This window comes from Chelatococcus sambhunathii, from assembly GCF_001418005.1.
In the GTDB taxonomy this organism is placed as follows: Bacteria; Pseudomonadota; Alphaproteobacteria; order Rhizobiales; family Beijerinckiaceae; genus Chelatococcus_A; species Chelatococcus_A sambhunathii.
Genome location: NZ_LIOL01000001.1, coordinates 578341 through 601172, shown reverse-complemented (window position 1 = coordinate 601172; position 22832 = coordinate 578341). Strand labels below are relative to the sequence as shown.

Genomic DNA, 22832 nt, shown 5'->3' with positions numbered 1-22832 from the left:
CGAGGGGAGGGGCACGGCCGTGGACCCTGCGGCCCGAGCGTGCTTCTAATGGCTCTCTCGCATCATTCCAAGGCGTGGAAGATGCGAATGCGTCCCCCCGTCGCACCGGGGGCCATCGGCAGGACAAGGAACGCTCAGGAAATCGATGTTCGCCTATCCCCTTCTCGTCGCCGACATCGGCGGCACCAATGCGCGCTTTGCGGTGGTGATGGAACCCGGCGGGCCGCTCAGGCCCCTCGCGCAACTGCACACCGGGTCCTATGCCAGCCTGGTGGCCGCCGCGGAGGCGGCGCTCGGACGGGCGGGCGACCTCTTTCCCCGCTCCGCCATCCTGTGCGCCGCGGGCCCTTGCGACGGCCGGCGCATCAAGCTGACCAACGCGACCTGGACCATCGACGGGCCTGAGATCGCCGATGCCCTGTCGCTCGACCAGGGGCTGCTGCTGAACGATTTCGAGGCGCAGGCGCTCGCCTTGCCGGCCCTGCCGGAGCACGGCCTGCGCGACCTGACCGCCGGCCTCGCGGCGCACGGGCCGACGCGGGTCGTGCTCGGCCCCGGCACCGGGCTCGGCGTCGCCGGCCTGACGGAGGCGGCCGGGCGCTTCGTCCCGCTGCCGAGCGAAGGCGGGCATGTGGACTTCGCGCCGATGGATGCGGCCGAGGCCGCGATCTGGATGGCCCTGGAGCGGGTCGAAGGGCGCCACACGGCCGAATCGATCCTCTCCGGCCCGGGCCTCGCCCGGCTGCACCGTGCGCGGCTCGCCGTTGCGGGCGGCGAGAGTTCGACCGAGGAGGCGCCGCAGATCGTGGAGCGGGCGCTCGCCGGCCAGGACGGGGAGTGTCGGGAGACGGTGGTGCTTTTCCTGCGGCTCGTCGCGCGCTTTGCCGGCGACATGGCGCTGACCTTCGGCGCGGCGGGCGGCGTCTATCTCGCCGGCGGCATTCTGCCCCGGCTCGCGCCGCTGATCGACGCGCCGGCCTTCGTGGCCGCCTTCGCCGACAAGCCGCCGGTCGCGGCCTTCGCGAAGGCCGTTCCCGTGCGGCTCGTCACGACGCCGGACGCTGTGCTCTATGGGCTCGCCGCCATCGGCCGCGCGCCCGAGCGCTATGCGATGGAATGGGAACGACGGCTGTGGCGGCCGTGAGAGCTATTCGCTCGTCTGGTGGGCGACGCTCGGCGCCTGGGTGAGGATGGCGAAGAGTGCCGCCGGGTCGCGGGTTGCGCGGATGCGCTCCAGCACGTCCGGCTCGCGCAGGATGCGGGCGACGCGCGCGAGCGCCTTGAGATGATCCGCACCCGCCGATTCGGGCGCGAGCAGCAGGAAAACGAGGTCGACCGGCTGGCCGTCGAGGGCCTCGAAGTCGATCGGCCGTTCGAGCCGCGCGAAGAGGCCAAACAGCCGGTCGATCCTGGCCGGCTTGCCATGCGGAATGGCAATGCCGTCGCCGATGCCGGTGGAGCCAAGGCGCTCGCGCTGGAGCAGCGTTTCGAAGATGTCGCGCTCGTCGAGGCCAGTCAGCTCGGCCGCATGCGCGGACAGCTCCTGAAGAGCCTGTTTCTTGCCGTTGACTTTGAGCGCCGGCAGGACGGCCTCAGGCGAAAGCAAATCGGTCAGAGCCATATCTCAACACGCGGGTGCGCGGCCATTGGGCTGGAAAGGTCCAGCCCGTCGGCACACGTCAGGCCTTGTCAGCGGTGCCGTCGGCCGGCGGATCGACCCAGCCGATGGTCCCATCGTGGCGCCGGTATACGACGTTCAGGCGTCCACTGCCAGCGTGTCGAAACACGACGACCGGCGCTCCGGTCAGATCGAGCTCGATCACCGCGTCGCTGACGGACAGCACATGCAGCTGTTTGGTCGATTCCGCCACGATGACCGGGTGGAAGTCCGGGCCGCTCTCGTCCTCCTCGTCACCCGGCGCTTCGAGTACATAGGCCGACATGTCCTGCGGAGCACCGTTGACCACGCCATTGGCCGCCTGACGGTCCTTGAGGCGGCGCTTGTAGCGCCGCAGCCGCTTCTCGATGCGCTCGGCGGTCTGGTCGAAGCTCAGATAGGCGTCATGCGCCATGCCGGAGGCCTCGAGCGTGATGCCCGAGGCGAGGTGAAGCACGCATTCGGTCCTGAAACCCGTCCCCTCCTTGGCGACCGTCACGTGGCCTGCGTGCCCGCCCTCGAAATATTTCGAGATGACACTGGCCACACGCTCCTCCACCTGGCCGCGCAATGCCTCGCCGATGTCGATATTCTTGCCCGAAACCCGCAGCGTCATTGTTCTCTCCCTTTCTGGCGACCTTTTACGGTGCCACCTCGAGGGGCCCCTTTCGGCAGGTTGTCACAGTATGTCGTAGAAAGAGCGCCGGCCCAAGTCAACGCGGTCCGCCGCCGCGCCGGCTTTCATTGAGTGTCGCGACCTTGCGCGCGCTTCTGCCGGCGACGCTCGACGGAGGAGGGAATGCGTAAGGATTCCCGATATTTGGCCACCGTGCGGCGGGCGATGTCGATTCCCGCACACTGAAGCTTCTGGACGATGGCGTCGTCGGACAGCACGTCGTCCGGCGGCTCGGCGTCGATCATTTGCTTGATCCGGTGGCGCACCGCCTCGGCCGCGTGCGCCTCGCCCCCCGGCGTGCCGGAGATGGCGGCGGAGAAGAAGTATTTCATCTCGAAGACACCGCGCCGCGTGCCGATGGACTTGTTCGACGTCACGCGCGAGACCGTCGATTCGTGCATGCCGATGGCATCCGCCACGGCCTTGAGGTTCAGCGGCCGCAGATGCTCGATGCCGTGGGCGAAAAAACCGTCCTGCTGGCGCACGATCTCGCTGGTGACCTTAAGGATGGTGCGCGCCCGCTGCTCGAGGCTGCGGGTCAGCCAGTTGGCGGTCTGCAGGCAATCGGCGATGAAGGTCTTGTCGGCCTCGCTGCGGGCGTCGCGCGAGACGCGGGCATGATAGGTCTGGTTGACGAGCACGCGCGGCAGCGCGGCCTCGTTGAGCTCGATCAGCCAGCTGCCGTCGGCCGCCTCGCGCACGAAGACGTCCGGCACCAGCGTCTGCGCCACGCCGCTGCCAAAGGCCCGGCCGGGCTTCGGGTCGAGCCGGCGCAACTCGGCGAGCATGTCTGTGAGGTCCTCGTCGTCGACGCCGCAAAGGCGCTTGAGGGCGGCGAGATCGCGCCGGGCGACCAGCGGCAGGTGGGCGACGAGCGCCTGCATCGCCGGATCGAACCGGTCCTGCTCCTTCAACTGGATGGCGAGGCATTCGGCGAGGCTGCGCGCGGCGATGCCGGAGGGTTCGAAAGTCTGGACGAGGGCGAGCACCTCTTCGACGCGCTCGTTCGTGGTGCCGAGCCGCGCAGCGATGGCCGCCGTGTCCTCCGCGAGATAGCCCGTTTCGTCGACGGCATCGATCAGATGGCGGCCGATGAGCCGCTCCGCGGGGTCGCTGGTCGCGACGAGCAACTGTGCCTCAAGGTGATCGTGCAGCGACAGGTCGGCGGCGAGCGTCGCCTCAAGGCTCGGCCCCTCGTCGTCGTCGAAGGAGCCGTGCCCGCTGCCGCTCCACAAGGAGGACGAGACCGGCAGCTGGTCCTCAGCCGCACGGACCTCGCGGGCCTTCGCCCCTCCTTCGTCCTGGAAGACGTTATCGAGGCGCGTGCCGAGGCCTGCCTCGATCGTGTCGCGCGAGACGGCAAGTTCGTCCTTGAACCACTGGCGCTCGTCGTCGGCGCTGGCCGGCTCGGGGGCGGGCTCCGCCATCTCGGCCGGCCGCTCGCCATCGGCACCGTCGGCCCGTTCGAGCAGCGGGTTGCGTTCGAGCTCCGCCTCGACGTAGGCCACCAGTTCGTTGTGCGAGAACTGAAGCAGCTTGATCGCCTGCAGCAGCTGCGGCGTCATCACCAGGCTCTGGCCCTGGCGCAGCTCCAGTCGGTGCATCAAAGCCATGTTGCCGCCGCCGTCCCCAAACACCGCGCGCCTTCGGCACGCTTCTTGCTTGGATCACGGTTTTAGCGAGTGTCGCACCCTGCGTCAAAGGGACGGTGCGCCCGGCACCGCCTTCAGAGGTGAAAATCCTCGCCAAGGTAAAGACGACGCACGTCCGCATTGGCGACGATCTCGTCCGGACGGCCCTCCGTGAGGACTCGGCCGGAGTGGATGATATAGGCTCGGTCGATGAGGCCGAGCGTCTCGCGCACGTTGTGGTCGGTGATGAGCACGCCGATGCCCCGGCTGGTCAGGTGCCGCACGAGGTTCTGGATGTCGCCCACCGCGATGGGGTCGATGCCGGCGAAGGGCTCATCGAGCAGCATGAAGGATGGCTGGCCGGCAAGGGCACGCGCGATTTCGCAGCGCCGCCGTTCGCCGCCCGACAAAGCGATCGACGGCGACTTGCGCAGCCGGGTGATGTTGAATTCCTCCAGCAGCGCATCGAGCTCGCGCTCGCGCTCGCGCTTGTCGCGGATGACAACCTCCAATACGGCGCGGATGTTGTCCTCGACCGACAGGCCGCGGAAGATCGACGCCTCCTGCGGCAGGTAGCCGATGCCGAGGCGCGCCCGCCGGTACATGGGCAGATGGGTGATGTCGTGCCCGTCGAGCGTGATGGTGCCGCGATCGGAGGCGACGAGGCCCGTGATCATGTAGAAGATCGTGGTCTTGCCGGCGCCGTTGGGGCCGAGCAGGCCCACGGCTTCGCCATTGCGCACGTTAAGCGCCGCATCCTGCACCACGGTACGCCCGCGATAGCTCTTTTGCAGGCCACGCACGGAGAGAATGCCAGGACCGCCATAGGCAGCGTCCCCGTCGTGGGCGCCAGCCGCATAGAGAGGGGCGAAATCGTCAGGGGCCTGGGGCGCGCCGAAGGGGGGCACGCCACCGGCAAAGGTGTCGGCGGTCTCCAGCCCGTCCGGGCGGTGCGCGGCACCGGCATGGCGCTTCAGGGAGAATTTCACGTCTGTGGTCCGTTCTCGATCGGTGAGCGGTGCGGCTCAGCGGGGACGTGCCGGTTTCTGCGGCTCGTTGCCCCCGGGGACGAACACACCCTGCACGCGCCCGCCCGGCTTCGACTCGCACCGGGCGATGCTGGTGTTGAGGTCGTAGACGATGTGGTCGCACTGCTGCACGTTCTGACCCTGGCTGAGCGCGACCTTGCCGGTCAGGAACACGCGGTTGGCCTGACGGTCGAAGGTGGCGTTGTCGCCGGTCGCGGTCTGGTCCTTGGAGACCACTGTCACCGGCCCGGCGCAGTCGAGCTTCTTGATGTTGTTTTCCGCCGGCGTGCCCCCGGTCTGTCCAGCCGCCTGCTGCGCGGCACTGGCTTGGTTGCCGCCGGCCTGGCTGCCGCCCCGTGTAGCGCTCTGGTCATAATGGACGACGAGCTGCGAGCAGCGCATGGTCGTGTCGCCCTGAACGGCGACGACGTTGCCCAAGAACACGGCGCGCTGCTCCTTGTCGAAGATCTCGAGCCGGTCGGCGTCGATCTTGATCGGGTCCTTGCTGTTGCCGAGCCCGCCGAAGGGCGATGCGCTCTCCTGCTGCTGGGCGAGGGCCGGGGCTGCCATCAGCGCAACGGCAAGGAGGGCGTGGGGCAGGAGCCTGATGGTCATGGACGATCTTCTCGGTTGGATCCGGTCTCGGCGCCGCCGGTCGGCGGCGGATCGGCTGCGGTGGGCTGGCGAGCCGCCTTGGTCTCGATCGTTGCCTGCACCCGTCCGGCGAAGGTGATGTGCTGCCCGTTGTCGGTCACGTCAAGCGTGTCGGCGGTAATGGTCGCGCCGGTAATGGTGACCTCGACCGGCTGTTTGGAGGTCACCGTGCCGGCCTTGAAATCGACGAAAGCCGACTTGAGTCGCGCATCGTAGCCGCGCTCGGTCGTGACCCGCACGTTTCCGTCGAGCGCGAGCTGTTCCTTCTGGGAATCATAGAGGCCACTGTCGGCGCTCAGATGCGCGCGGCCCTGGTCCTTCAGCGTGACGTGGCCGTCGATGGTGGCGAGTTCGATGAGGTTGGGCTTGCGCGTGTCCTGGGTGGCGGCCGAGGCGGTCAGCTCGTAGGGCTGGGTACCCTCGCGGAAGCCGCGCAGCTTGGGCGCGCTCATGGTGATCTTGGTGCCGGACAGGCTGACGGGGCCGAGCGACAGGCCGCCGATGGCGCCCAACGGGGCAAGCAGGCTGATGCCAACGATGGCGAGAACGGCGAGAAATGCGCCGACGGGAATCGCGCGCCGCAGAAAGCGCACACGGCCTGAATGACGCAGGGCGGCTCCATAGGCATCGCCACCGCGCGTGACGCGGCGGCCGGCCCTGTTAGACGACGACACCCCGACGGACATGTGACAGGTTCTCAACCTCGCATGGCGAACGCACGGATGGGCGGATCCTTCCTGCCCCGACAAGGCGCGCGATCGACGGCAATATCAAAACGCAAGATAACTCGGCATGCACGGCAATGCACGCCAAGGCAAGCCTCATGTAGTGATGCCGGCGCGCAAGGTCAAAGCCTCGAGCCAACCGGCTCACGAATGCGCGAAAATGTCGACCTCGGGCCAGCCCGCAAGATCGAGCCGCGCCCGCGTTGGCAGGAAGTTGAAACACTGGCGGGCGAGCTCCGAGCGGCCCTCGCGGGCAAGGAGCGCCTCGAGCTTGTCCCTCAATGCGTGGAGATGCAGGACGTCCGAGGCCGCATAGGCGAGCTGGGCCTCGCTCAAAGTCGGGGCGCCCCAGTCGGACGACTGCTGCTGTTTGGAAATCTCGATGCCGAGGAGTTCCCGCAGCACGTCCTTGAGGCCATGGCGGTCGGTGTAGGTGCGGGTGAGGCGCGAGGCGATCTTGGTGCAGAACACCGGACCCGGCATGACGCCGAGATAATGCTCGATGACGGCGAGGTCGAAACGAGCGTAGTGGAAGATCTTCAAGACCTTCTCGTCCGCGAGGAGGCGCGCGAGATTGTCGGGCCGCGGCCCTTCGGGGCGGATCTGGACGAGGTCCGCCGTGCCGTCGCCGCGTGACAGCTGCACCAGGCACAGCCGATCGCGCTGGGGCACGAGGCCGAGGGTTTCGGTGTCGACGGCCACGGCATCGCCGAAGTCGGCGTCGGCCGGCAGGTCGCCGATGTGCAGGCGGATCGTCATGTCGCAGCGTCCTTCTTTCACTTCGGGCTACCACCGCGCCTACGGCAGGGCAAGGGCCCGCGAGAACGATGGCGACGGTCAGGGCGACGGCCGTTCGGCCGCGGTGCCCTGCCGGCGGGCGGACATCTGCGGCACGAGGAGGGTGCCGGTCGCCTCGGCCGTGTCGGCGAGCGAGCCGCCGAGACGCTCGACATGCGCGCCGTAGTTACCGCGCGAGGTCTCGTCGAGGACCGAGACCGGCGCGCTGATGACGAGGCCGGCGGCGGTGCCGACCGAACTCGCTGCACCCGCGGTCAGCTGGATGATGCGGTCGCCGAGGCCGACGCGCTGGTCCGTCATCGTCTGGCCGGCGACGAGGCGCTGGCCGATGATCTGCACGACCTCCGGGCTCTGGGCGAACTTGCCGTGGTTGAGCCGGTCGCCTGTCTGCAGCTTGGTGAGATCGATGACGGTAATGCCGTCGCGCGGCAGGTCGGTGTGGTAGGGCTCCGCCTCGGGATTGATGGCGCCGAGCCGGGCCGAACTGCCCCAGACCCGGCGCGAGACAGCGAGGGCCCTGTCGTCCTGCGAGACGAAAAGGGTGACATTGGGGCGCGGTCTCGTGATGGCGGCGAGCTGGGTACGGAAGACGTCGACGTCGACGTCCGGTGCCGCCAGCATGACGTTGCGGATCTTCGAAGCCACGCGGCCGTTGCGGATGGCCATCTGACGCAGCGCCTCCAGCGTCACCCAGTTGCCCATGGAATGGGCGAGCACCGAGATCTCACCGACCGCCGGATCCCGGGCAAGCGCGGTCAGCAGGGTTTCCAGCGCGTCGCGGGAATAGGTGCTGCTCTCGCGGTCGTAGCCGTAGGCGAGGATGCTGGCGCGCGACGGCCAGGTGAACAGCACCGGCACAACGGGCGAGCCCGAATCGTGGACGATCTGGGCGAAGCGGAAGACCGCATCCTCGAAGCGGTTGTTGAAGCCGTGGATGAACACGAGCACGCGGCGTTTGGGCGTGCGCGCCACCGCCTTGTGGAACCAGTCGAGCGCGCCCTGGCGGTCAAGTCTGTCGGCCCGGAGCGTGACGAAGTCGGTTGCCGGGTTGCCGGGCACGCGGCTTGGCCACTGCACCTCGCCGACGGTGCGGGCGCTATCGGGCGGGATCGAGACGGTAATCCGGGCGAAGGCTGGGTCACGGCCCCGCTCGCCCGTGAACATCTCGGCAGGGGTCGCCCCGGCACTGCGGGTCGTTGCCACGATCATGTCGACCGTGGCGGCACCGGGCGCCCCGGTGGCAACCGGCACCAGTACACCCTTGGGTGGGCCGGCGCAGGCGGCGAGGCTCGTGCAGAGGAGAATGCCGGCCAACGGCTTCAGCCACCACACTCGCAAACCGCCGACGACCATCGCCAGACCGCTCCCCAACCCCGCCGGTCAAGACGGCCGGCGCGGCAGCTTTGCCCGGCAGGGCGGGAATGGCAAGGCACAACAAGGCAGATGACCGATCGTCTCAGAGCCGCGCGCCGGCGGCCGCCGTGTGCAGGTCGTCGTCCGTCACCGCGCCGGCGGCCTTGGCGATCTTGAGCGCCCGGGTCCTGCGGCCGGGCTCCATGATGAGGACGACAGTCTCGAGGCCCGGGCAGGCGGGATCGGCGCAGACGATCTCGTTCACGGCGACGGTCGCCTCGTCGGAGAGGCAGAGCACGATGCGGGCCCGCTCCTTCAGGGCGGCGAGTGCGACCCTGGCCCCGTCGTCGCCGTCCTTCCTGCCGAAGAGGCCGAAGCGCAGCGCCATGGCCCCTCCTCAGGGCAAAGTGAGGATGCCGGCCGCCCCCGCGGCCGTGCCGAAGGCGAGGCGCTTGCCCTTGGCGTCCCAGGCGAGGGCTGTCACCGCCGCATCCTCCTGCGCTTCCACGCTCGCGCGGCGCACCAGCAGCTCCGTCGCGTCGGTGAGGCGGATGAGGAGGATGCAGCCATCCTCGTATCCGGCGGCGACGACGAGCGCACCGGGATGGAAGGCGACGCGCGAAACCTTGGCGTGGCGCACGCCGCATTCCCGCGGCGCGCGGCCCATCGGGCCGTCCTTATCGAAGGGCCAGACGATGACGGCATCGGCGCCGGAGGTGGCGAGCCAGTTGCCGTCGTGCGACCAGGAGAAGGAGCGTGTCTTGGCCGGATAGCCGGTCATGCGCATGTCGCGCCGGTCGGAGAGGCGCCAGCCGTGCAGGGCGTTCTCCTGCATGGAGGTGACGACGAAGCGCGCGTCCGGCGACCAGGTGACGCCGAGGTGCGAGCCCTTCCATTCGAGCTTTTCGGGCTCCGCGTCAGTGTTCGGAAACCAGAGGCTGACGCCGTTGTAGTGAGCGATGGCGAGGCGGTAGCCCTTCGGCGAGAACGCAAGGCCCTGGGCTGTCGAGGGTGCCTCGAAATGGCGCAGGCGGCCCCGGCCGTCACGCGCCGTGACGCGCTTGCCGGCGCTCCAGGCGAGGGTGCCGTCGCGACCGGCGACGATGGCGTCGATCCAGCGGCCCTTCTCGTCGCCGATCTCCTCCACCGTACCGTCGCCGGCGACGGCGACGATGCGGCCGTCGTCCCCGCCGGTCACGAGCCGCCGGCCGTCGCTCGTCGCGACGAGCGCGGCCCCGTCCGGATGGGCCGCGACGCGTTTCTGGTCGTCGCCGGCAACGAGCAGCGCCGCGCCGTCGGCCAGTGCGAATGCGGTGGTGCCGCCGAGCCAGGCGAGGGCGGTGACATGCGCGCCGGCAGCGAGATCGGCGACATGGTCGGTGAGGGAGGAGATCGTCGGAGCGGCCATGGGATCTTTATAATCGAGCGTCGGTCGGAGACTCCCCTCCCCCTTGCGGGGAGGGGGTAGGGGTGGGGGGCGCGACGCAAGAGCACGACCGCCTGCGTGCTGCTCCACCCCCCTCCCTACCCTCCTCCACAAGGGGGGAGGGGACAAGAGGAGTCGTTCGGCAAGCCGGGGGAGCGAGCAATGGCCCGCCGCGTCACGCCGTACAGGCCAGGAAGCCCTCGCGGATCGCCTCCTTGTCGAGGTTGCGGCCGATGAAGACGATCTTCGACCGGCGCTCCTCGCCGGGCTTCCACTCGCGCTGCAGGTCCCCGTCGAGGATCATGTGCACGCCCTGGAAGACGAAGCGGCGCGGCTCGTCGCGGAAGGCGAGGATGCCCTTGGAACGCAGGATGTTCGGGCCTTCGCGCTGCACGAGGTCGTTGACCCACGGCAGGAACTTGTCGGGATCGACCTCGCCGTCGATGGTCAGCGCCACCGACTGCATGTCCTCGTCGTGATAGTGCTTCAGCCCGCCGTGATGGTGGTGATGATCATGGTCGCAGTCCGGACCGCAGGCATGGTCGTGGTCATGATCGTGGTGGTGGCCGTCGTCCTCGAGGAAGGCGGGCTCGAGCTCGAGCACGCGCTCGAGGTCGAAGGCGTTGCGGCCGAGCACCTGCGAGATGTCGACGGCGGCGCGCTCTGCCTTGTGCAGCATCGCGTAGGGGTTGACGGCGCGGATGCGGCCTTCCACCTCGGCGAGTTCCTCAGGCGAGACGAGATCGATCTTGTTGAGGATGATGACGTCGGCGAAGGCGATCTGGTTCTTCGCTTCCGGCGCATCCTTCAGCCGGTCGGTCAGCCACTTGGCGTCGGCGACGGTGACGACGGCGTCGAGCTTCGTCTTGTCGGAGACGTCCTGGTCCATGAAGAAGGTCTGGGCCACGGGCGCCGGATCGGCGAGGCCGGTCGTCTCGACGATGATGGCGTCGAACTTGCCCTTGCGCTTCATCAGCCCGTCGAGGATGCGGATGAGGTCGCCGCGCACGGTGCAGCAGATGCAGCCGTTGTTCATCTCGAACACTTCCTCGTCCGCGCCGACGACGAGGTCGTTGTCGATGCCGACTTCGCCGAATTCATTGACGATGACGGCGAAGCGCTGGCCGTGCGGCTCCGTGAGGATGCGGTTGAGAAGCGTCGTCTTGCCGGCGCCGAGATAGCCGGTGAGGACGGTGACGGGAATCTTGTCGGCCATAGATGGGCTCCAAGGGACGCCGGGCGCAGCCCGATCCTGACGGACCCTGCCGCGCGGGCGTGATCAGACCTCGCGAAAGGCGGTGCCCCGGATGCGGGGCTTTCCACCCCCTCCTAGCACCGCCGCCGGGCCGCCGTCGACCGTCACCGGGCGAGGGCGGCGTTCAGCGCCTTTATATTGTGCTGCATCATGGCGATGTAAGTCCCCGCCGCGCCGTTTTCATCCGACAGGGCATCCGAATAGAGGCGGCCGCCGATCTTGGCGCCGGTCTCCTTGGCGATGCGCTCGACGAGGCGCGGATCGGTGACGTTCTCGAGGAAGACGGCGGGGATCTTGTCGCGCTTGATCTGGCGGATGATGCGGCCGACGTCACGGGCCGAGGCTTCCGCATCGGTCGAGACGCCCTGGGGGGCGATGAAGGTGAGGCCGTAGGCCCGCGCGAAATAGCCGAACGCGTCGTGCGAGGTGATGACCTTACGACGGTCGCGCGGGATGGCCTCGACCGCCGCCTTGACCTCGGCCTCGAGCGCATCGAGTCTGGTGAGATAGGCCTCGGCGTTGGCGGCATAAGCATCCTTGCCCGCCGGATCGGCGGCGACGAGTGCGTCGCGGATCGCCGCGACATATAGCTTCGCATTGGCCACATCCTGCCAGGCGTGCGGGTCCAGCCCGCCGTGCTCGTGGGCGTGCTTCTCGTCATGATCGTCGGCACGGCTGTGGGCGTGTCCATGCCCGTGGCCGTCGTTCTCCATTTCCAGCGGCGTCACTCGGGCCGCGGCCTCGACGATCGTGGCCCTGGTGCCGGAGGCCTGTACCAGGCGGTCGATCCAGCCTTCGAACTTGAGGCCATTGACGAAGATCACTCTGGCCTCGGCGAGGTTGCGGGCATCAGCGGGCGAGGGCGAATAGACATGCGCGTCGCCGTTAGGCCCGACAAGTACGGTCAGGTCGATGCGCTCGCCGCCGACCTCGCGGACGAGATCGCCCAGGATGGAGAAGGTGGCGACGACCCTCGTCTTCGAGGGCGCCTCGGCCGGTTGCGCCAAGGCAGCAGGAGCGAGTGGCAGCGCCATGACGGCGAAAAGTGCTGATATAACGTTGCGTCTGGTACGCATGGTCTATCCTCCAGCGTCCGCCGCGGGGCGGCGGTGATTTCAGGCTTCGAGATGTCGTCCTGGCACGAGGCGCCACAGGAGGCCGTCGACTGGGCCGACGAGGAGCGAGGCAATATAGGCGCCGCCGGCGACAAGGATGATGGACGGGCCCGCCGGCAGGCCGGTGTGGTAGGACAGGATGAGCCCGGCCGCGCCGGACAGCATGCCGACGAGGGTGGAGACGCCGATCATCACCGTGATGTCACCGCTCCAGAAGCGGGCGCTCGCGGCCGGCAGCATCATCATGCCGACGGCAAGCAGGGTGCCGAGGGCGTGAAAGCCGCCGACGAGATTGATGACGACGAGGGCGAGGAATGCGAGATGCGCGGCGGCTCCCGCGCGGCTCACCGAGCGCAGGAAGCCCGGATCGACGCATTCCAGCACCAGCGGCCGGTAGAGGAGCGCGAGGGCGCCGAGGGTGACGGTGGCGATGCCGGCGACGAGCAGGAGCGTCGCGTCGTCGAGGGCGAGCACCGTGCCGAAGAGGACGTGCAGCAGGTCGACGTTGGAGCCGCGCAGCGAGACGAGCGTCACGCCGAGCGCGAGCGAGATGAGATAGAAGGCGGCGAGGGCCGCGTCCTCCTTCAGCGCCGTCGTGCGTGCGACGAGGCCGGCGGCGAGTGCCACCGCGAAGCCGGCGGCGAGCCCGCCGATGGTCATCGCCGGCAGCGACAGGCCGTAGAGGAGGAAGCCGACGGCGGCACCGGGCAGGATGGCATGGGCCATCGCGTCGCCCGTCAGGCTCATGCGGCGCAGCATCAGGAAGACGCCGACCGGGCCGCCCGACAAGGCAAGGGCGGCGGCCCCGACGAGGGCCCGGCGCATGAAATCGAATTCCACGAAGGGGTCGATGAGAAGGTCGTAGAGCATCGCCGCTCAGGCCGCGTCGCGTGCGCAGATCGGCGCATGCGTGTCGAAGGCCTCGACGAGGTGGCGGGCCCGCAGCAGGTTCTCGGCCGTCAGCACCTCGTCCGTCTCGCCCCAGGCCACCGGCTCGCGCGCCAGCAGGAGGGTGCGCGGGAAAGCCTGACGGACCATCTCCATGTCATGCAGCACGGCGACGACCGTGCGCCCCTCGTCGTGCCAGCGGCGCACGAGGGCGAGAAGGTCCGCCGTGGTGCGGGCGTCGATGGCGGTGAAGGGCTCGTCGAGCAGTATGATGTCGGCATCCTGCAGCAGGAGGCGAGCAAAGAGCGCCCTCTGCATCTGCCCGCCCGAGAGCGTGCCGATGGTGCGCTTCTCGAAGCCGGTGAGGCCGACGGCGGCGAGCGCCTCCTCGATCTGCACCCGGTCCTTGCGGCCGATGCCGCCGAACAGGCCGGCGCGGTTCCACAGCCCGACGCAGACGAGGTCGTAGACGGTGATGGGGAAGCTGCGGTCGATGTCGGCCGCCTGCGGCAGATAGGCGATGCGCGCCTTCGCCCCGCGCGGCCTGCCGAGCGACAGGCGGATATGGCCGGACAACGGCGGCAGCGCCCCCACGATGCCCTTGAGCAGGGTGGACTTGCCGGCGCCGTTCGGCCCGACGACAGCCGTCAGGCTGCCGCTCGCCAAGGCGCCGTCGAGATGGTGCACGGCCGGGTGCCGGTCGTAGCCGAGCGTCAGGTTCTCGAAGCGGATGGCGTCGCTCGCGCGCGTGGCATCGGTCATGGGCTCAATCCAGCACGGACAAAACGGCGATCCATAGCAGCACGAGCACCGCACCCGCGCCGGCAAGGCGCGTCAGCGCCGACATGCGCAGCAGTGACAGGGTCGGCTGCACCGCTTCGGTATGGTGATGATGGTGGCGATGCGCGTGCGAATGCGTCATGACCATTGAATTAGATGTTCTACTATAACATTGCAAGCACGCAGGGCCGCGTCAGGGCGCCGCCGGGGAATGTTCCGGGATCTGCCGGTCCCGACACATCCTCGTGGCTCGCTTCGCATTCCGCTTCGCTGCTTGCGCGGGGACCGAGGTTGTGTGGCGGCGGGCCCCGCTGCTGCTCAAAACGGGTGGTACTGGTAGAGCCACGTCTCGGTCAGCACTTGGTCGCCGAGTTTCAGGAAGCAGCGCATCTCGACCGGCTCGGTGCCCTCGACGGTGAGGTCGAATTGCACGCGCCAGTGGCCGGGCACGTCGTTGGGCAGGGCCTCGGTGAGGATGTAGGAGAAGCTGCCGCGCGAGGCCCAGAGCACGGGTTCCGGCTGCTCGCCGAAGGGGATGGTCGCGAGCGGCGGGCCGCGGAACTCGAGCATGAACTTGCGCACGCCTGCCGGGCGCGGCTGGCCCGGCTGGCCGCCGTTGCCGAGGCGCGTGGCGACGCAGCGGCCGAGGGCCGTCGGGAAGGGCTCGTCGGCGAGCCAGTGCAGGCGGTAGGAGATGTCGTGGCGCGTGCCCGCCTTCGCGGGCTCGCGCGGCACCCACATGGCCACGATGTTGTCGTGGATCTCGTCGTCCGTCGGGATCTCGATGAGCTCGACGGCGCCCTTGCCCCAGTCGCCCTTCGGCTCCACCCAAAGGCTCGGCCGCCGGTCGTAGAAGACGCCGTCGAGATAGTGGTCGAAGGCGCGGTCGCGCTGCAGGAGGCCGAAGCCGCGCGGGTTCTCGTCCTGGAAGGCGGAGGCGATGGTGCGCGGCGGGTTGTTGAGGGGCCGCCAGATGTGCTCGCCTGCGCCGGTCCACAAGGCAAGACCGTCGGAATCGTGGATCTCCGGCCGCCAGTCGACGGCCGTCGGCTTCACCGTCTCCGAGTACCAGTACATCGACGTGAGGGGCGCCAAGCCGAAGCGAGTGACATCGCTGCGCAGGAAGAGCGTGCTGTCGATATCCATCAGCACGCCCTCACCGCGCTGCATGACGAAGCGGTAGGCGCCGCAGATGCTCGGCCCGTCCAGCAGGCAGCAGACCGTGACCGTGTCGCTGCCGTCCGCCGGCGTGTCGAAATAGACATGCGTGAAGGCGGGAAATTCCTCGGGCTTGCCGGCGACCGCCACGTCGAGCGCGATGCCGCGCGCCGACAGGCCGTACTGGTAGAGGGCGCCGATGGCGCGGAAATAGGAGGCACCGAGGAAGGCCACCCAGTCGTTACCGCGCCAGTTGCGCTTCGGGTCGGTGCCGAATCGGCTTTCCTGGAAGCGGAAGCCCGCGAATCCCGAGCCGGCCGGCAGTTCATGCGCCGGGCTGTCCGCCGGCATGTCGAAATAGCGCTCGTCGTAGACGATCTCTCGCGCCTTGCCGTTGGCGACGACATGCATGCGCACCGGGCTCTGGAAGTAGCGGCCGAGGTGGAAGAAGGTGACGGGGAACTGGCCGGGCCCATCGGCGAAGAGCGCATAGTCCGGCTTGAAGCGGATCTTGCCGTGGGCGTCGTAGTCGATGCGCTCGAGAATTTCGGAGGGAGGTGCCGGCGGGGCCTTGTAGGGGCGCTTGGCCATCGCTTCGGCCCGCGCTACGAGCCCCTCGAAGGAGAACGGCGCCTCGTTGCCGAACTTCAGGCCCTGGGCTGCGAGGGCGGCAGGGGCGAAGCCCGTTGCCGCAAGGCCGGCAGTGGCGGCAGCGGAAGCAAGAAGCATACGTCTGTCGATCATGCGTGGGGCGCTCGTTGTGTGGCGTCGTGGGTCGGGCTCTCAGGCCATGTGGTGCCGCCGCTCCACCTTGTCATCCCCGCAAGGCGGCAACGGCATCATCGGGTTATCGCGGGGAAGATGGCGGGGGAATGGCGAAAACCGTGCGCTTGCGGCGCGGAAGACTTGAGCTTGCAGCCGTCGCCATGGATAACTCTCAGCCCCGATAGGGCGCGGCACTGCGATGTCGAGCCCGCTCAACGCATTCCGGGAGGAGGGAAGATGCGTCGCTTCATGAAGACGATGACTGCAGGAGCTGCGGCACTCACGGCCGTGCTGATGGCTTCGAGCCTGCCGGCCCGCTCGGCCGAGTTCATCAACGTGCTCACCGGTGGCACCTCGGGCGTGTACTATCCGCTCGGCGTCGCCCTGTCGAAGATCTATGCGGAGAAGATCCCGGACACCCGGCCGTCGGTGCAGGCGACCAAGGCCTCGGTCGAGAACCTCAACCTGCTGCAGCAGGGCAAGGGCGAAATCGCCTTCGCGCTCGGTGACAGCGTCAAGCTGGCCTGGGAAGGCGACACGGAAGCCGGCTTCAAGGGCAAGCTCGACAAGCTGCGCGGCGTCACCGCGATCTATCCCAATTTCATCCAGATCGTCGCGTCCAAGGAATCGGGCATCAAGACCCTGGCTGACCTCAAGGGCAAGCGCCTGTCGGTCGGCGCGCCGAAGTCGGGCACCGAGCTCAACGCCCGTGCCATCCTGGAGGCGGCCGGGCTCGGTTACAACGATCTCGGCAAGGTGGAGTACCTGCCCTTCGCCGAATCGGTCGAGCTGATGAAGAACCGCCAGCTCGACGCCACGCTGCAGTCGGCCGGCCTCGGCGTCGCCTCCATCCGCGACCTTGCCGCTTCGGTCGACATCACGGTCGTGGAGATTCCGGCCGACGTGGTCGAGAAGGTCGGTGCGCCCTATATCGCCGGCACGATCCCGGCGGGCACCTACAACGGCCAGACGGGTGACGTGCCGACCGCGGCGGTCGTCAACTTTCTCGTCACCCGCGCCGATGTCTCCGACGATCTCGTCTATGCGATGACGAAGACAATCTACGAGAACCTCGACCAGCTCGCGGCGGCCCACAGCGCAGCCAAGTCGATCAAGCTCGAGAATGCCCTCGGCGGTATGCCGGTGCCGCTGCACCCGGGCGCGGAGCGCTTCTTCAAGGAGAAGGGCGTGTCTCAATAAGCCGTCCGACGGACGGCTCGGCAGAAAAGCGGGCCTTGCGCCCGCTTTTTTCATGGCTTGTTTCGTGCTCCCCCACGCGGCGGCGATATTCGTTCGCAGCATCGGGCCCTTGCAAATTCGGCATGGGTGGTGTTGAGACGGCGCACGAAAACCGGCAGGCGCGGGCCGTGTCGGGAAGAAGGGTACTGGCGCTCTCCCACGGCCGCGGCACGCGCCGCGAACAGGGGCGGGTGCTTCGCTTCGGGAGTAGACAATGGCAGAAACGGCCGGCCGTGAGGCTGCAGCGACGGTGAACGCCGAACACGGGATGCCCGAGGGGTTCGGCGCCGGTGCGACGGCCCGGATCCTCTTCTGGATCGCCGTCGCATTCTCCTTCTTCCAGATCGTCACAGCCTTCGGCATCCCGCTCGACCGCGATTTCCTGCCGGGCGTCGACCTCATCGTCGTCACCGGCGCCGTCTTCGCCCTGTGGGCCGTGAAGATCGCGGTCGATGCCGCGCGCGGCCGCCCGGTCGCCGAGGCGCTCTATGCCTTCGTGCCGCTCGCTCTGACGATGGTGCTGCTGTCGCGATTCGGCGGCGGCGTGCCGAGCCAGATCGTGCGCACGATCCACGTCGGCTTTCTCTGCCTCGTCGCCGGTGGCCTGCTTGCCATGCACCGCTCGCAGACCCCCTGGGGCCGCGCGATCGCCTGGGCGCTCGGCATCGGCGGCTTCCTCGTCGGGCTCTACCACTGGGTCTTCTACTTCGACCTCGTGGTGCGCGCGGGCGAACTCATCCCGTCGGACTTCGTTGTCGGCATTGCCGCCATCGTCATCCTGTTCGTTCTCGTGTGGCGCGTGATGGGGCCAGCCCTGCCGATCGTGGCGGGGATTTTTCTCGGCTATTGCCTTTTCGGCAACTACCTGCCGGCGCCGTTCGACCATCGCGGTTACACGCTGGAGCAGGTGATCGAGCACATGTCCTTCGGCACCGAGGGGCTCTATGCGGTGCCGACGGCCGTGTCGGCAACCTACATCTTCCTGTTCATCCTGTTCGGCTCCTTCCTGGAGCGGGCGGGGATGATCCAGCTCTTCACGGACGTGGCGATGGGGCTCTTCGGCGGTGCCCGGGGCGGCCCGGCCAAGGTGTCCGTCTTCTCCTCCGCACTGATGGGGACCATCTCCGGCTCTGGCGTCGCCAATGTCGTCTCGACGGGACAGTTCACCATCCCGCTCATGAAGCGCTTCGGCTACCGGGCGGCCTTCGCTGGCGGTGTCGAGGCGACGGCTTCCATGGGCGGGCAGATCATGCCGCCAGTCATGGGCGCGGTCGCCTTCATCATGGCAGAGACTATCGGCGTGCCCTATGCCGAGGTGGTGCAGGCTGCCATCGTGCCTGCGGTCCTCTACTTCGCCTCGGCCTTCTGGGCCGTGCACCTGGAAGCCGGGCGCTGCGGCCTCACCGGCATGCCGAGGTCGGAGTTGCCGAATGCTCTCACGGCCTTCACGACGAAGTGGTACCTGGTGCTGCCGCTGGCGGTGCTCGTCTACCTCCTCTTTGCCGGCTACACGCCCCTGTTCTCCGGTTCGGTCGGACTCGCCCTCACGGTGGTGCTCATTCTCGGCGCGGCGGTCGCGGCTGGGCTGGCGCACGAGGCGATGCGCGTCGTGTTCTGGGTCGGCCTCGGTCTTCTCGCCGCGACTTTCCTGATCTGGGGCGTCCTCGTCATCCTCGGCCTCGTCGCCGTGCTCGTCATCGCCAGCCTCTTCGTGCGCGGCGGCGTCGAGACGTTGGCGGCGTGCCGCGACGCGCTCGCCGAGGGGGCGCGCCAAGCGCTGCCCGTGGGCCTCGCCTGCGCCGTCGTTGGCATCGTCATCGGCACGATGACGCTGACGGGAATCGGCACAATCTTCGGCAACTGGGTCGTCTCCATCGGCAAGGGCTCGCTCGCGCTGTCGCTGGTGCTGACGATGTTCGTCAGCCTGCTGCTCGGCATGGGCATCCCGACGATCCCGAACTACATCATCACATCGTCGCTGGCGGCCCCGGCGCTGCTCGACCTCGGCGTGCCGCTGATCGTCAGCCACATGTTCGTGTTCTACTTCGGCATCATGGCGGATCTGACGCCGCCGGTGGCGCTCGCTGCCTTCGCGGCCGCTCCGATAGCGAAGGAGAATGGCTTCCGCATCGGCTTTCAGGCGCTGCGCATCGCGCTGCCGGGCTTTGTCATCCCCTACATGGCGGTCTACGATCCAGCGCTGATGCTACAGCCGGTCGCTGGCCTCTCGGGCGCCGCCTACTGGCTGGATGTCAGCTACATGATCTTCAAGACCGGCCTCGCCATCGGCCTGTGGGGCATCGCTTCCATCGGCTACCTCTGGTCGCCGCTGCAGACATGGGAGCGCGTCGTCGCGACCATCGCCGCGCTGTCGCTCTTCGCGGCTTTGTCGATGACCGACGAGATCGGCTTCGCGCTCGCAGCCGTGGTGCTCGGCTGGCACTGGTGGCGCACGCGCCGCGGCGCACGGCCGGCCTCGGCCGCGTGAGCGGCCTGTGCCTCGCGGCGGCGGGGCTCGTCGTGCATCTCGGCACGGCCGCCCTGACGCTCGGCTGGACCCATTCGGTGGAAAAGACCGTCTGGGAGGAGGACTGGCGGCTGACGGAGCAGGGCCTCGCCATTGCCGAGGCGCGCGTCAAGGGCTCCGGCGCGGGCATGGACCCGGGGCCGGATGCCCGGCTGATCGACGGCTTCTGGCGCTGGACACCATCGCTGCCGCCGCAGGACACGGTCGTCATGCGGCGCTCGCAGGCGGTGGCGGACTGGTATCTCTGCGTGGAAGGGCTATGCAGGCCGCTCGAGCGGCTCGTGCCGCAGGCAGCGGATCCGGTGACGCTGCGGGCGTGCGACCGACCCTGATCGGGCCTTGATCAAGCCTTGTGGCCGCCCGCCCCGTGGGCGCCTTCGGCCCGGGAGGCCTGTCGCATGAAGCCGACCATCGCCCAAAGGCCGACGAGGGCGAAGAGCCCCATCAGCACATAGCCTACGGTCTGGCCGAGCTCGAAGATGCCGGCAATGGCCCAGCCGGCCGCGATGGCGACGGCGAACACCTCGGTGCCGACGAGCACGGCCACGCTGATGAGCGTGACGAGGGTGCGGGAGGTGCGGGCCTTCTGCGCTTCAGCCACTTCTGTCTTCCCCGTGCCGCGCGGCGGCTTCATGGTGACGTCACGGTCTTGGCACTACAGCATGGTGGCGGCGAAAGGCAAGAGGCCTTGGCCTTCGGCCTCGTCGGGGGCGGCTGGCGAAAAAGCCCCGGCCGCTCTATGGCTTGTCGGCTGCGTTCGATCGCAGGCGCGGCCGAGTCGCTCCCTCACCGCGACCATTCTCCAAACGAGTGGTGAAATGTCATCCAACGGTTCGCGTTACGCCATCTATTTCGCGCCCCATTCCGACGATCCGCTGTGGCGCTTCGGCTCCGGCATCCTCGGCTATGACGGGGCGACGGGCGAGGAGGTGCCGCAGATCGTCCCGCGCGGCCTCGATGCGGAGGCCTTCCACAGGCTGACGGAGGAGCCGCGGCGCTATGCCTTCCACGCCACGCTGAAGGCGCCGTTCCGCCTGGCCGAGGGCCAGGCCGAGAGCGACCTCATCGCGGCTCTCGTCGACTTCGCCGAGGCGCGGTCGGCTTTCACCCTGCCGCGCCTCATCCTGACGGCCATCGGCCGGCGGCCGGCGGAAGGCGCCTTCCTCGCGCTCGTCGAGGCCCGGCCATCCGCGGAGCTCGCGCAGCTGGAGCGGGCGCTCGTCCCCGCCTTCGAGCCTTTCCGCGCACCAGCGAACGGCGACGAGATCGCCAAGCGCCGGCCGGAGACGCTCTCCGAACGCCAGCGGCAGCATCTCGAGACCTACGGCTACCCTTATGTGCTCGAGGAATTCCGCTTCCACATGACGCTGACCGGGCGCGTGCCGCGCGAGGACGTGGCGCGCACCGAGGCGGCGCTCGCCCTCGCCTATGCGGAGCACGTGCCGCCGGCGGACGTCCTCGTCGATGCGCTCGCCCTCTGCCGGCAGGACGGGCCGGGCGAGCGCTTCCGCATCGTCGGCCGCGCTGCCCTCGGCGCTTAGAGCCGGATCCGATCGGGTTGAATCAAGCCGATCAGTCCGGACTCTAGCCGTAGAGCGCCCGCGGGAGGGCCGTGGCAAGGGCGGGGAACAGCCACAGGATGGCGAGCACGGCGAGCTGGATGGCAACGAAGGGCGCGACGCCCCTGTAGATATCCGCTGTACGCACCTCTGGCGGGGCGACGCCGCGCAGGTAGAACAGCGTCGGCCCGAAGGGCGGGGTGAGGAACGAGGTCTGCAGGTTCACCGCCATCATCACGCCGAGCCAGACGGGATCGATGCCCTCCATCTGCAGGAGCGCGGGGGCGACGATCGGCACGACGACGAAGACGATCTCGAGAAAGTCGAGGAAGAAGCCGAGGAAGAACATCACGGCCATGACGAGGAGCACCGCTCCCGCCGGGCCGCCCGGCATGGCCGAGAGGGCATCCTTGACGAGGTCCTCGCCGCCGAGGCCGCGGAAGACGAGGCTGAACAGCGTCGCGCCGATGAGGATGGCGAAGATCATCGCCGTCACGTCGGTCGTGGCGCGGGCGATGGTCTTGAAGAGCCCGTCTGCGGCCAGTCGCCAGAGGGCGTGGAGGAGGCCTGCCGCGACGAGCGCACACAGCGCCGCTGCCAAGAGGATGCCGGCGGACTGGCCCGCCGTCACGACCTCGCGCCCGAGGCGCAGATCGACGAAGGCGGTGAGGACGAGGAGAGCGAGCAGCGCGGCGGCGGTGGAGCGCGCGATGAAGGCGCTTCTGCGCCCGCGTCGGTCGGCCGCGATCAGGATGGCGCCGACCGCGCCGACGGCCGCCGCCTCCGTCGGTGTCGCCACGCCGCCGAGGATCGAGCCGAGCACGGCGACGATGAGCGCCACCGTCGGCACGACAGCGCGCACGACGGTTGCGACCGGCGAAGGGCCGAGGTCGCGGGCCTCCGCCGGCAGGGCCGGCGCGAATGCGGGCCGCAGCCACGCGACGAGCACCTGATAGAGCACGTAGAGCAGGACGAGCAGCAGGCCGGGAACGACCGCGCCGGCGAAGAGGTCGCCGACCGACACGGTCTCCGGCGCGAAATTGCCGAGCGCGAGCTGGGCGCTCTGATAGGCCGTGCCGAGTTGGTCGCCGAGCACGACGAGCACGATGGACGGCGGGATGATCTGGCCGAGCGTGCCGGCGGCCGCGACGGAGCCCGCTGCCAGCGAGCGCGAATAGCCGTGGCGCAGCATCGGCGGCAGGGCCATCAGCCCCATGGTGACGACGGTGGCGCCGACGACGCCGGTCGTCGCGGCAAGAAGCGCGCCGACGAGGAAGATCGAGAGGCCGAGCCCGCCGCGCACGGCGCCGAACAGGCGGGCGCAGGTGTCGATCAGCTCCTCCGCGACGCGCGAGCGCTCCAGCACCACGCCCATCAGCACGAAGAGCGGGATGGCGACCAGCACGTCGTTGGTCATGATGCCGTAGATGCGCTGGGGAAATGCCTGCAGGAAGGCATAGGGCATCGCCCCGGTCATCAGGCCGATGGCGAAGAAGACGAGCGCGCAGCCTGCGAGCGCGAAAGCGACGGGAAAGCCGGTGAGGAGCAGCGCGAAGGCGCTGCCGAACATGGCAAGGCCGAGGATGTCGTGGAGCACG

At 68.7% G+C, this 22832-nt stretch carries 23 protein-coding genes; 5 read left to right on the top strand and 18 right to left on the bottom strand.

Annotation, left to right across the window (positions count from 1 at the left end; translation table 11 throughout):
* Positions 1-145 precede the first annotated feature (145 nt).
* Positions 146-1144: a glucokinase gene (locus tag ASC46_RS02815; protein ID WP_055457739.1), complete on the top strand. Its 999-nt coding sequence runs from the start codon at positions 146-148 to the stop codon at positions 1142-1144.
* Positions 1145-1147: 3 nt separating this feature from the next.
* On the opposite strand, the gene ptsN is transcribed toward ASC46_RS02815, so the two are convergent.
* The 16 genes from ptsN to ASC46_RS02740 all read right to left on the bottom strand — a co-directional run bounded on the left by ptsN (position 1148) and on the right by ASC46_RS02740 (position 15888).
* Positions 1148-1621 (bottom strand): PTS IIA-like nitrogen regulatory protein PtsN, encoded by a 474-nt coding sequence (ptsN, locus tag ASC46_RS02810; protein WP_055457738.1) that lies wholly within the window; start codon positions 1619-1621, stop codon positions 1148-1150.
* A 58-nt stretch (positions 1622-1679) separates the two neighbouring features.
* Complete coding sequence (gene hpf, locus ASC46_RS02805; protein WP_055457737.1) at positions 1680-2273, bottom strand: ribosome hibernation-promoting factor, HPF/YfiA family; 594 nt, start codon at positions 2271-2273, stop codon at positions 1680-1682.
* Between the two features lie 125 nt (positions 2274-2398).
* Positions 2399-3946: an RNA polymerase factor sigma-54 gene (rpoN, locus tag ASC46_RS02800; RefSeq protein WP_055457931.1), complete on the bottom strand. Its 1548-nt coding sequence runs from the start codon at positions 3944-3946 to the stop codon at positions 2399-2401.
* Positions 3947-4059: 113 nt separating this feature from the next.
* On the bottom strand, positions 4060-4953 hold the full coding sequence (gene lptB, locus ASC46_RS02795; protein ID WP_082464669.1) for an LPS export ABC transporter ATP-binding protein: 894 nt from the start codon (positions 4951-4953) through the stop codon (positions 4060-4062).
* Positions 4954-4989: 36 nt separating this feature from the next.
* Positions 4990-5607 (bottom strand): LptA/OstA family protein, encoded by a 618-nt coding sequence (locus tag ASC46_RS02790; protein ID WP_055457736.1) that lies wholly within the window; start codon positions 5605-5607, stop codon positions 4990-4992.
* Complete coding sequence (gene lptC, locus ASC46_RS02785; RefSeq protein WP_055457735.1) at positions 5604-6332, bottom strand: LPS export ABC transporter periplasmic protein LptC; 729 nt, start codon at positions 6330-6332, stop codon at positions 5604-5606. The genes ASC46_RS02790 and lptC overlap by 4 nt, the downstream gene beginning before the upstream one ends.
* Positions 6333-6515: 183 nt before the next feature.
* Entirely contained in the window at positions 6516-7130 is a 615-nt protein-coding gene (locus ASC46_RS02780; protein ID WP_055457734.1) for a ribonuclease D, read from the bottom strand.
* Positions 7131-7208: 78 nt separating this feature from the next.
* Positions 7209-8522 (bottom strand): alpha/beta hydrolase, encoded by a 1314-nt coding sequence (locus ASC46_RS02775; RefSeq protein WP_055457733.1) that lies wholly within the window; start codon positions 8520-8522, stop codon positions 7209-7211.
* A gap of 103 nt (positions 8523-8625) precedes the next feature.
* Positions 8626-8910, bottom strand: coding sequence for a hypothetical protein (locus tag ASC46_RS02770; protein ID WP_055457732.1), 285 nt, complete (start codon positions 8908-8910; stop codon positions 8626-8628).
* 9 nt (positions 8911-8919) lie between these two features.
* On the bottom strand, positions 8920-9930 hold the full coding sequence (locus ASC46_RS02765; protein ID WP_055457731.1) for a WD40 repeat domain-containing protein: 1011 nt from the start codon (positions 9928-9930) through the stop codon (positions 8920-8922).
* Between the two features lie 193 nt (positions 9931-10123).
* Complete coding sequence (locus ASC46_RS02760) at positions 10124-11164, bottom strand: CobW family GTP-binding protein (protein WP_055457730.1); 1041 nt, start codon at positions 11162-11164, stop codon at positions 10124-10126.
* Positions 11165-11307: 143 nt separating this feature from the next.
* Positions 11308-12279 carry a metal ABC transporter substrate-binding protein gene (locus tag ASC46_RS02755; RefSeq protein WP_055457729.1) on the bottom strand — a complete coding sequence of 324 codons (972 nt, stop codon included), beginning with the start codon at positions 12277-12279 and terminating at the stop codon, positions 11308-11310.
* 39 nt (positions 12280-12318) lie between these two features.
* A complete protein-coding gene (locus ASC46_RS02750; protein ID WP_055457728.1) occupies positions 12319-13188 on the bottom strand; it encodes a metal ABC transporter permease in 870 nt (289 codons plus the stop codon).
* 6 nt (positions 13189-13194) lie between these two features.
* Entirely contained in the window at positions 13195-13968 is a 774-nt protein-coding gene (gene aztA, locus ASC46_RS02745; protein ID WP_055457727.1) for a zinc ABC transporter ATP-binding protein AztA, read from the bottom strand.
* Positions 13969-13972: 4 nt separating this feature from the next.
* The gene (locus tag ASC46_RS21165; protein WP_157672312.1) at positions 13973-14128 is read right to left on the bottom strand and encodes a hypothetical protein; all 156 of its coding nucleotides are present in this window, start codon (positions 14126-14128) and stop codon (positions 13973-13975) included.
* A gap of 176 nt (positions 14129-14304) precedes the next feature.
* Positions 14305-15888 (bottom strand): OpgD/OpgG family glucan biosynthesis protein, encoded by a 1584-nt coding sequence (locus ASC46_RS02740; RefSeq protein WP_055457726.1) that lies wholly within the window; start codon positions 15886-15888, stop codon positions 14305-14307.
* A 258-nt stretch (positions 15889-16146) separates the two neighbouring features.
* Between ASC46_RS02740 and ASC46_RS02735 the strand changes: the two genes are divergently transcribed.
* The 3 genes from ASC46_RS02735 (at position 16147) to ASC46_RS02725 (ending at position 20007) form a co-directional block, all read left to right on the top strand.
* Entirely contained in the window at positions 16147-17109 is a 963-nt protein-coding gene (locus ASC46_RS02735; RefSeq protein ID WP_425349083.1) for a TAXI family TRAP transporter solute-binding subunit, read from the top strand.
* Positions 17110-17662: 553 nt separating this feature from the next.
* Positions 17663-19636 carry a TRAP transporter permease gene (locus ASC46_RS02730; RefSeq protein ID WP_245280455.1) on the top strand — a complete coding sequence of 658 codons (1974 nt, stop codon included), beginning with the start codon at positions 17663-17665 and terminating at the stop codon, positions 19634-19636.
* A complete protein-coding gene (locus ASC46_RS02725) occupies positions 19594-20007 on the top strand; it encodes a DUF1850 domain-containing protein (RefSeq protein ID WP_055457725.1) in 414 nt (137 codons plus the stop codon). Before ASC46_RS02730 ends, ASC46_RS02725 begins: the two co-directional genes overlap by 43 nt.
* 11 nt (positions 20008-20018) lie before the next feature.
* Here ASC46_RS02725 and ASC46_RS02720 read toward each other — a convergent pair whose 3' ends face one another.
* On the bottom strand, positions 20019-20276 hold the full coding sequence (locus tag ASC46_RS02720; protein ID WP_186437990.1) for a hypothetical protein: 258 nt from the start codon (positions 20274-20276) through the stop codon (positions 20019-20021).
* 217 nt (positions 20277-20493) lie between these two features.
* On the opposite strand from ASC46_RS02720, the gene ASC46_RS02715 reads away from it, so the two are divergent.
* A complete protein-coding gene (locus ASC46_RS02715; protein WP_055457723.1) occupies positions 20494-21216 on the top strand; it encodes a DUF1045 domain-containing protein in 723 nt (240 codons plus the stop codon).
* Between the two features lie 43 nt (positions 21217-21259).
* Here ASC46_RS02715 and ASC46_RS02710 read toward each other — a convergent pair whose 3' ends face one another.
* Positions 21260-22804 carry a TRAP transporter large permease gene (locus ASC46_RS02710; RefSeq protein WP_055457927.1) on the bottom strand — a complete coding sequence of 515 codons (1545 nt, stop codon included), beginning with the start codon at positions 22802-22804 and terminating at the stop codon, positions 21260-21262.
* Between the last annotated feature and the right edge of the window lie 28 nt (positions 22805-22832).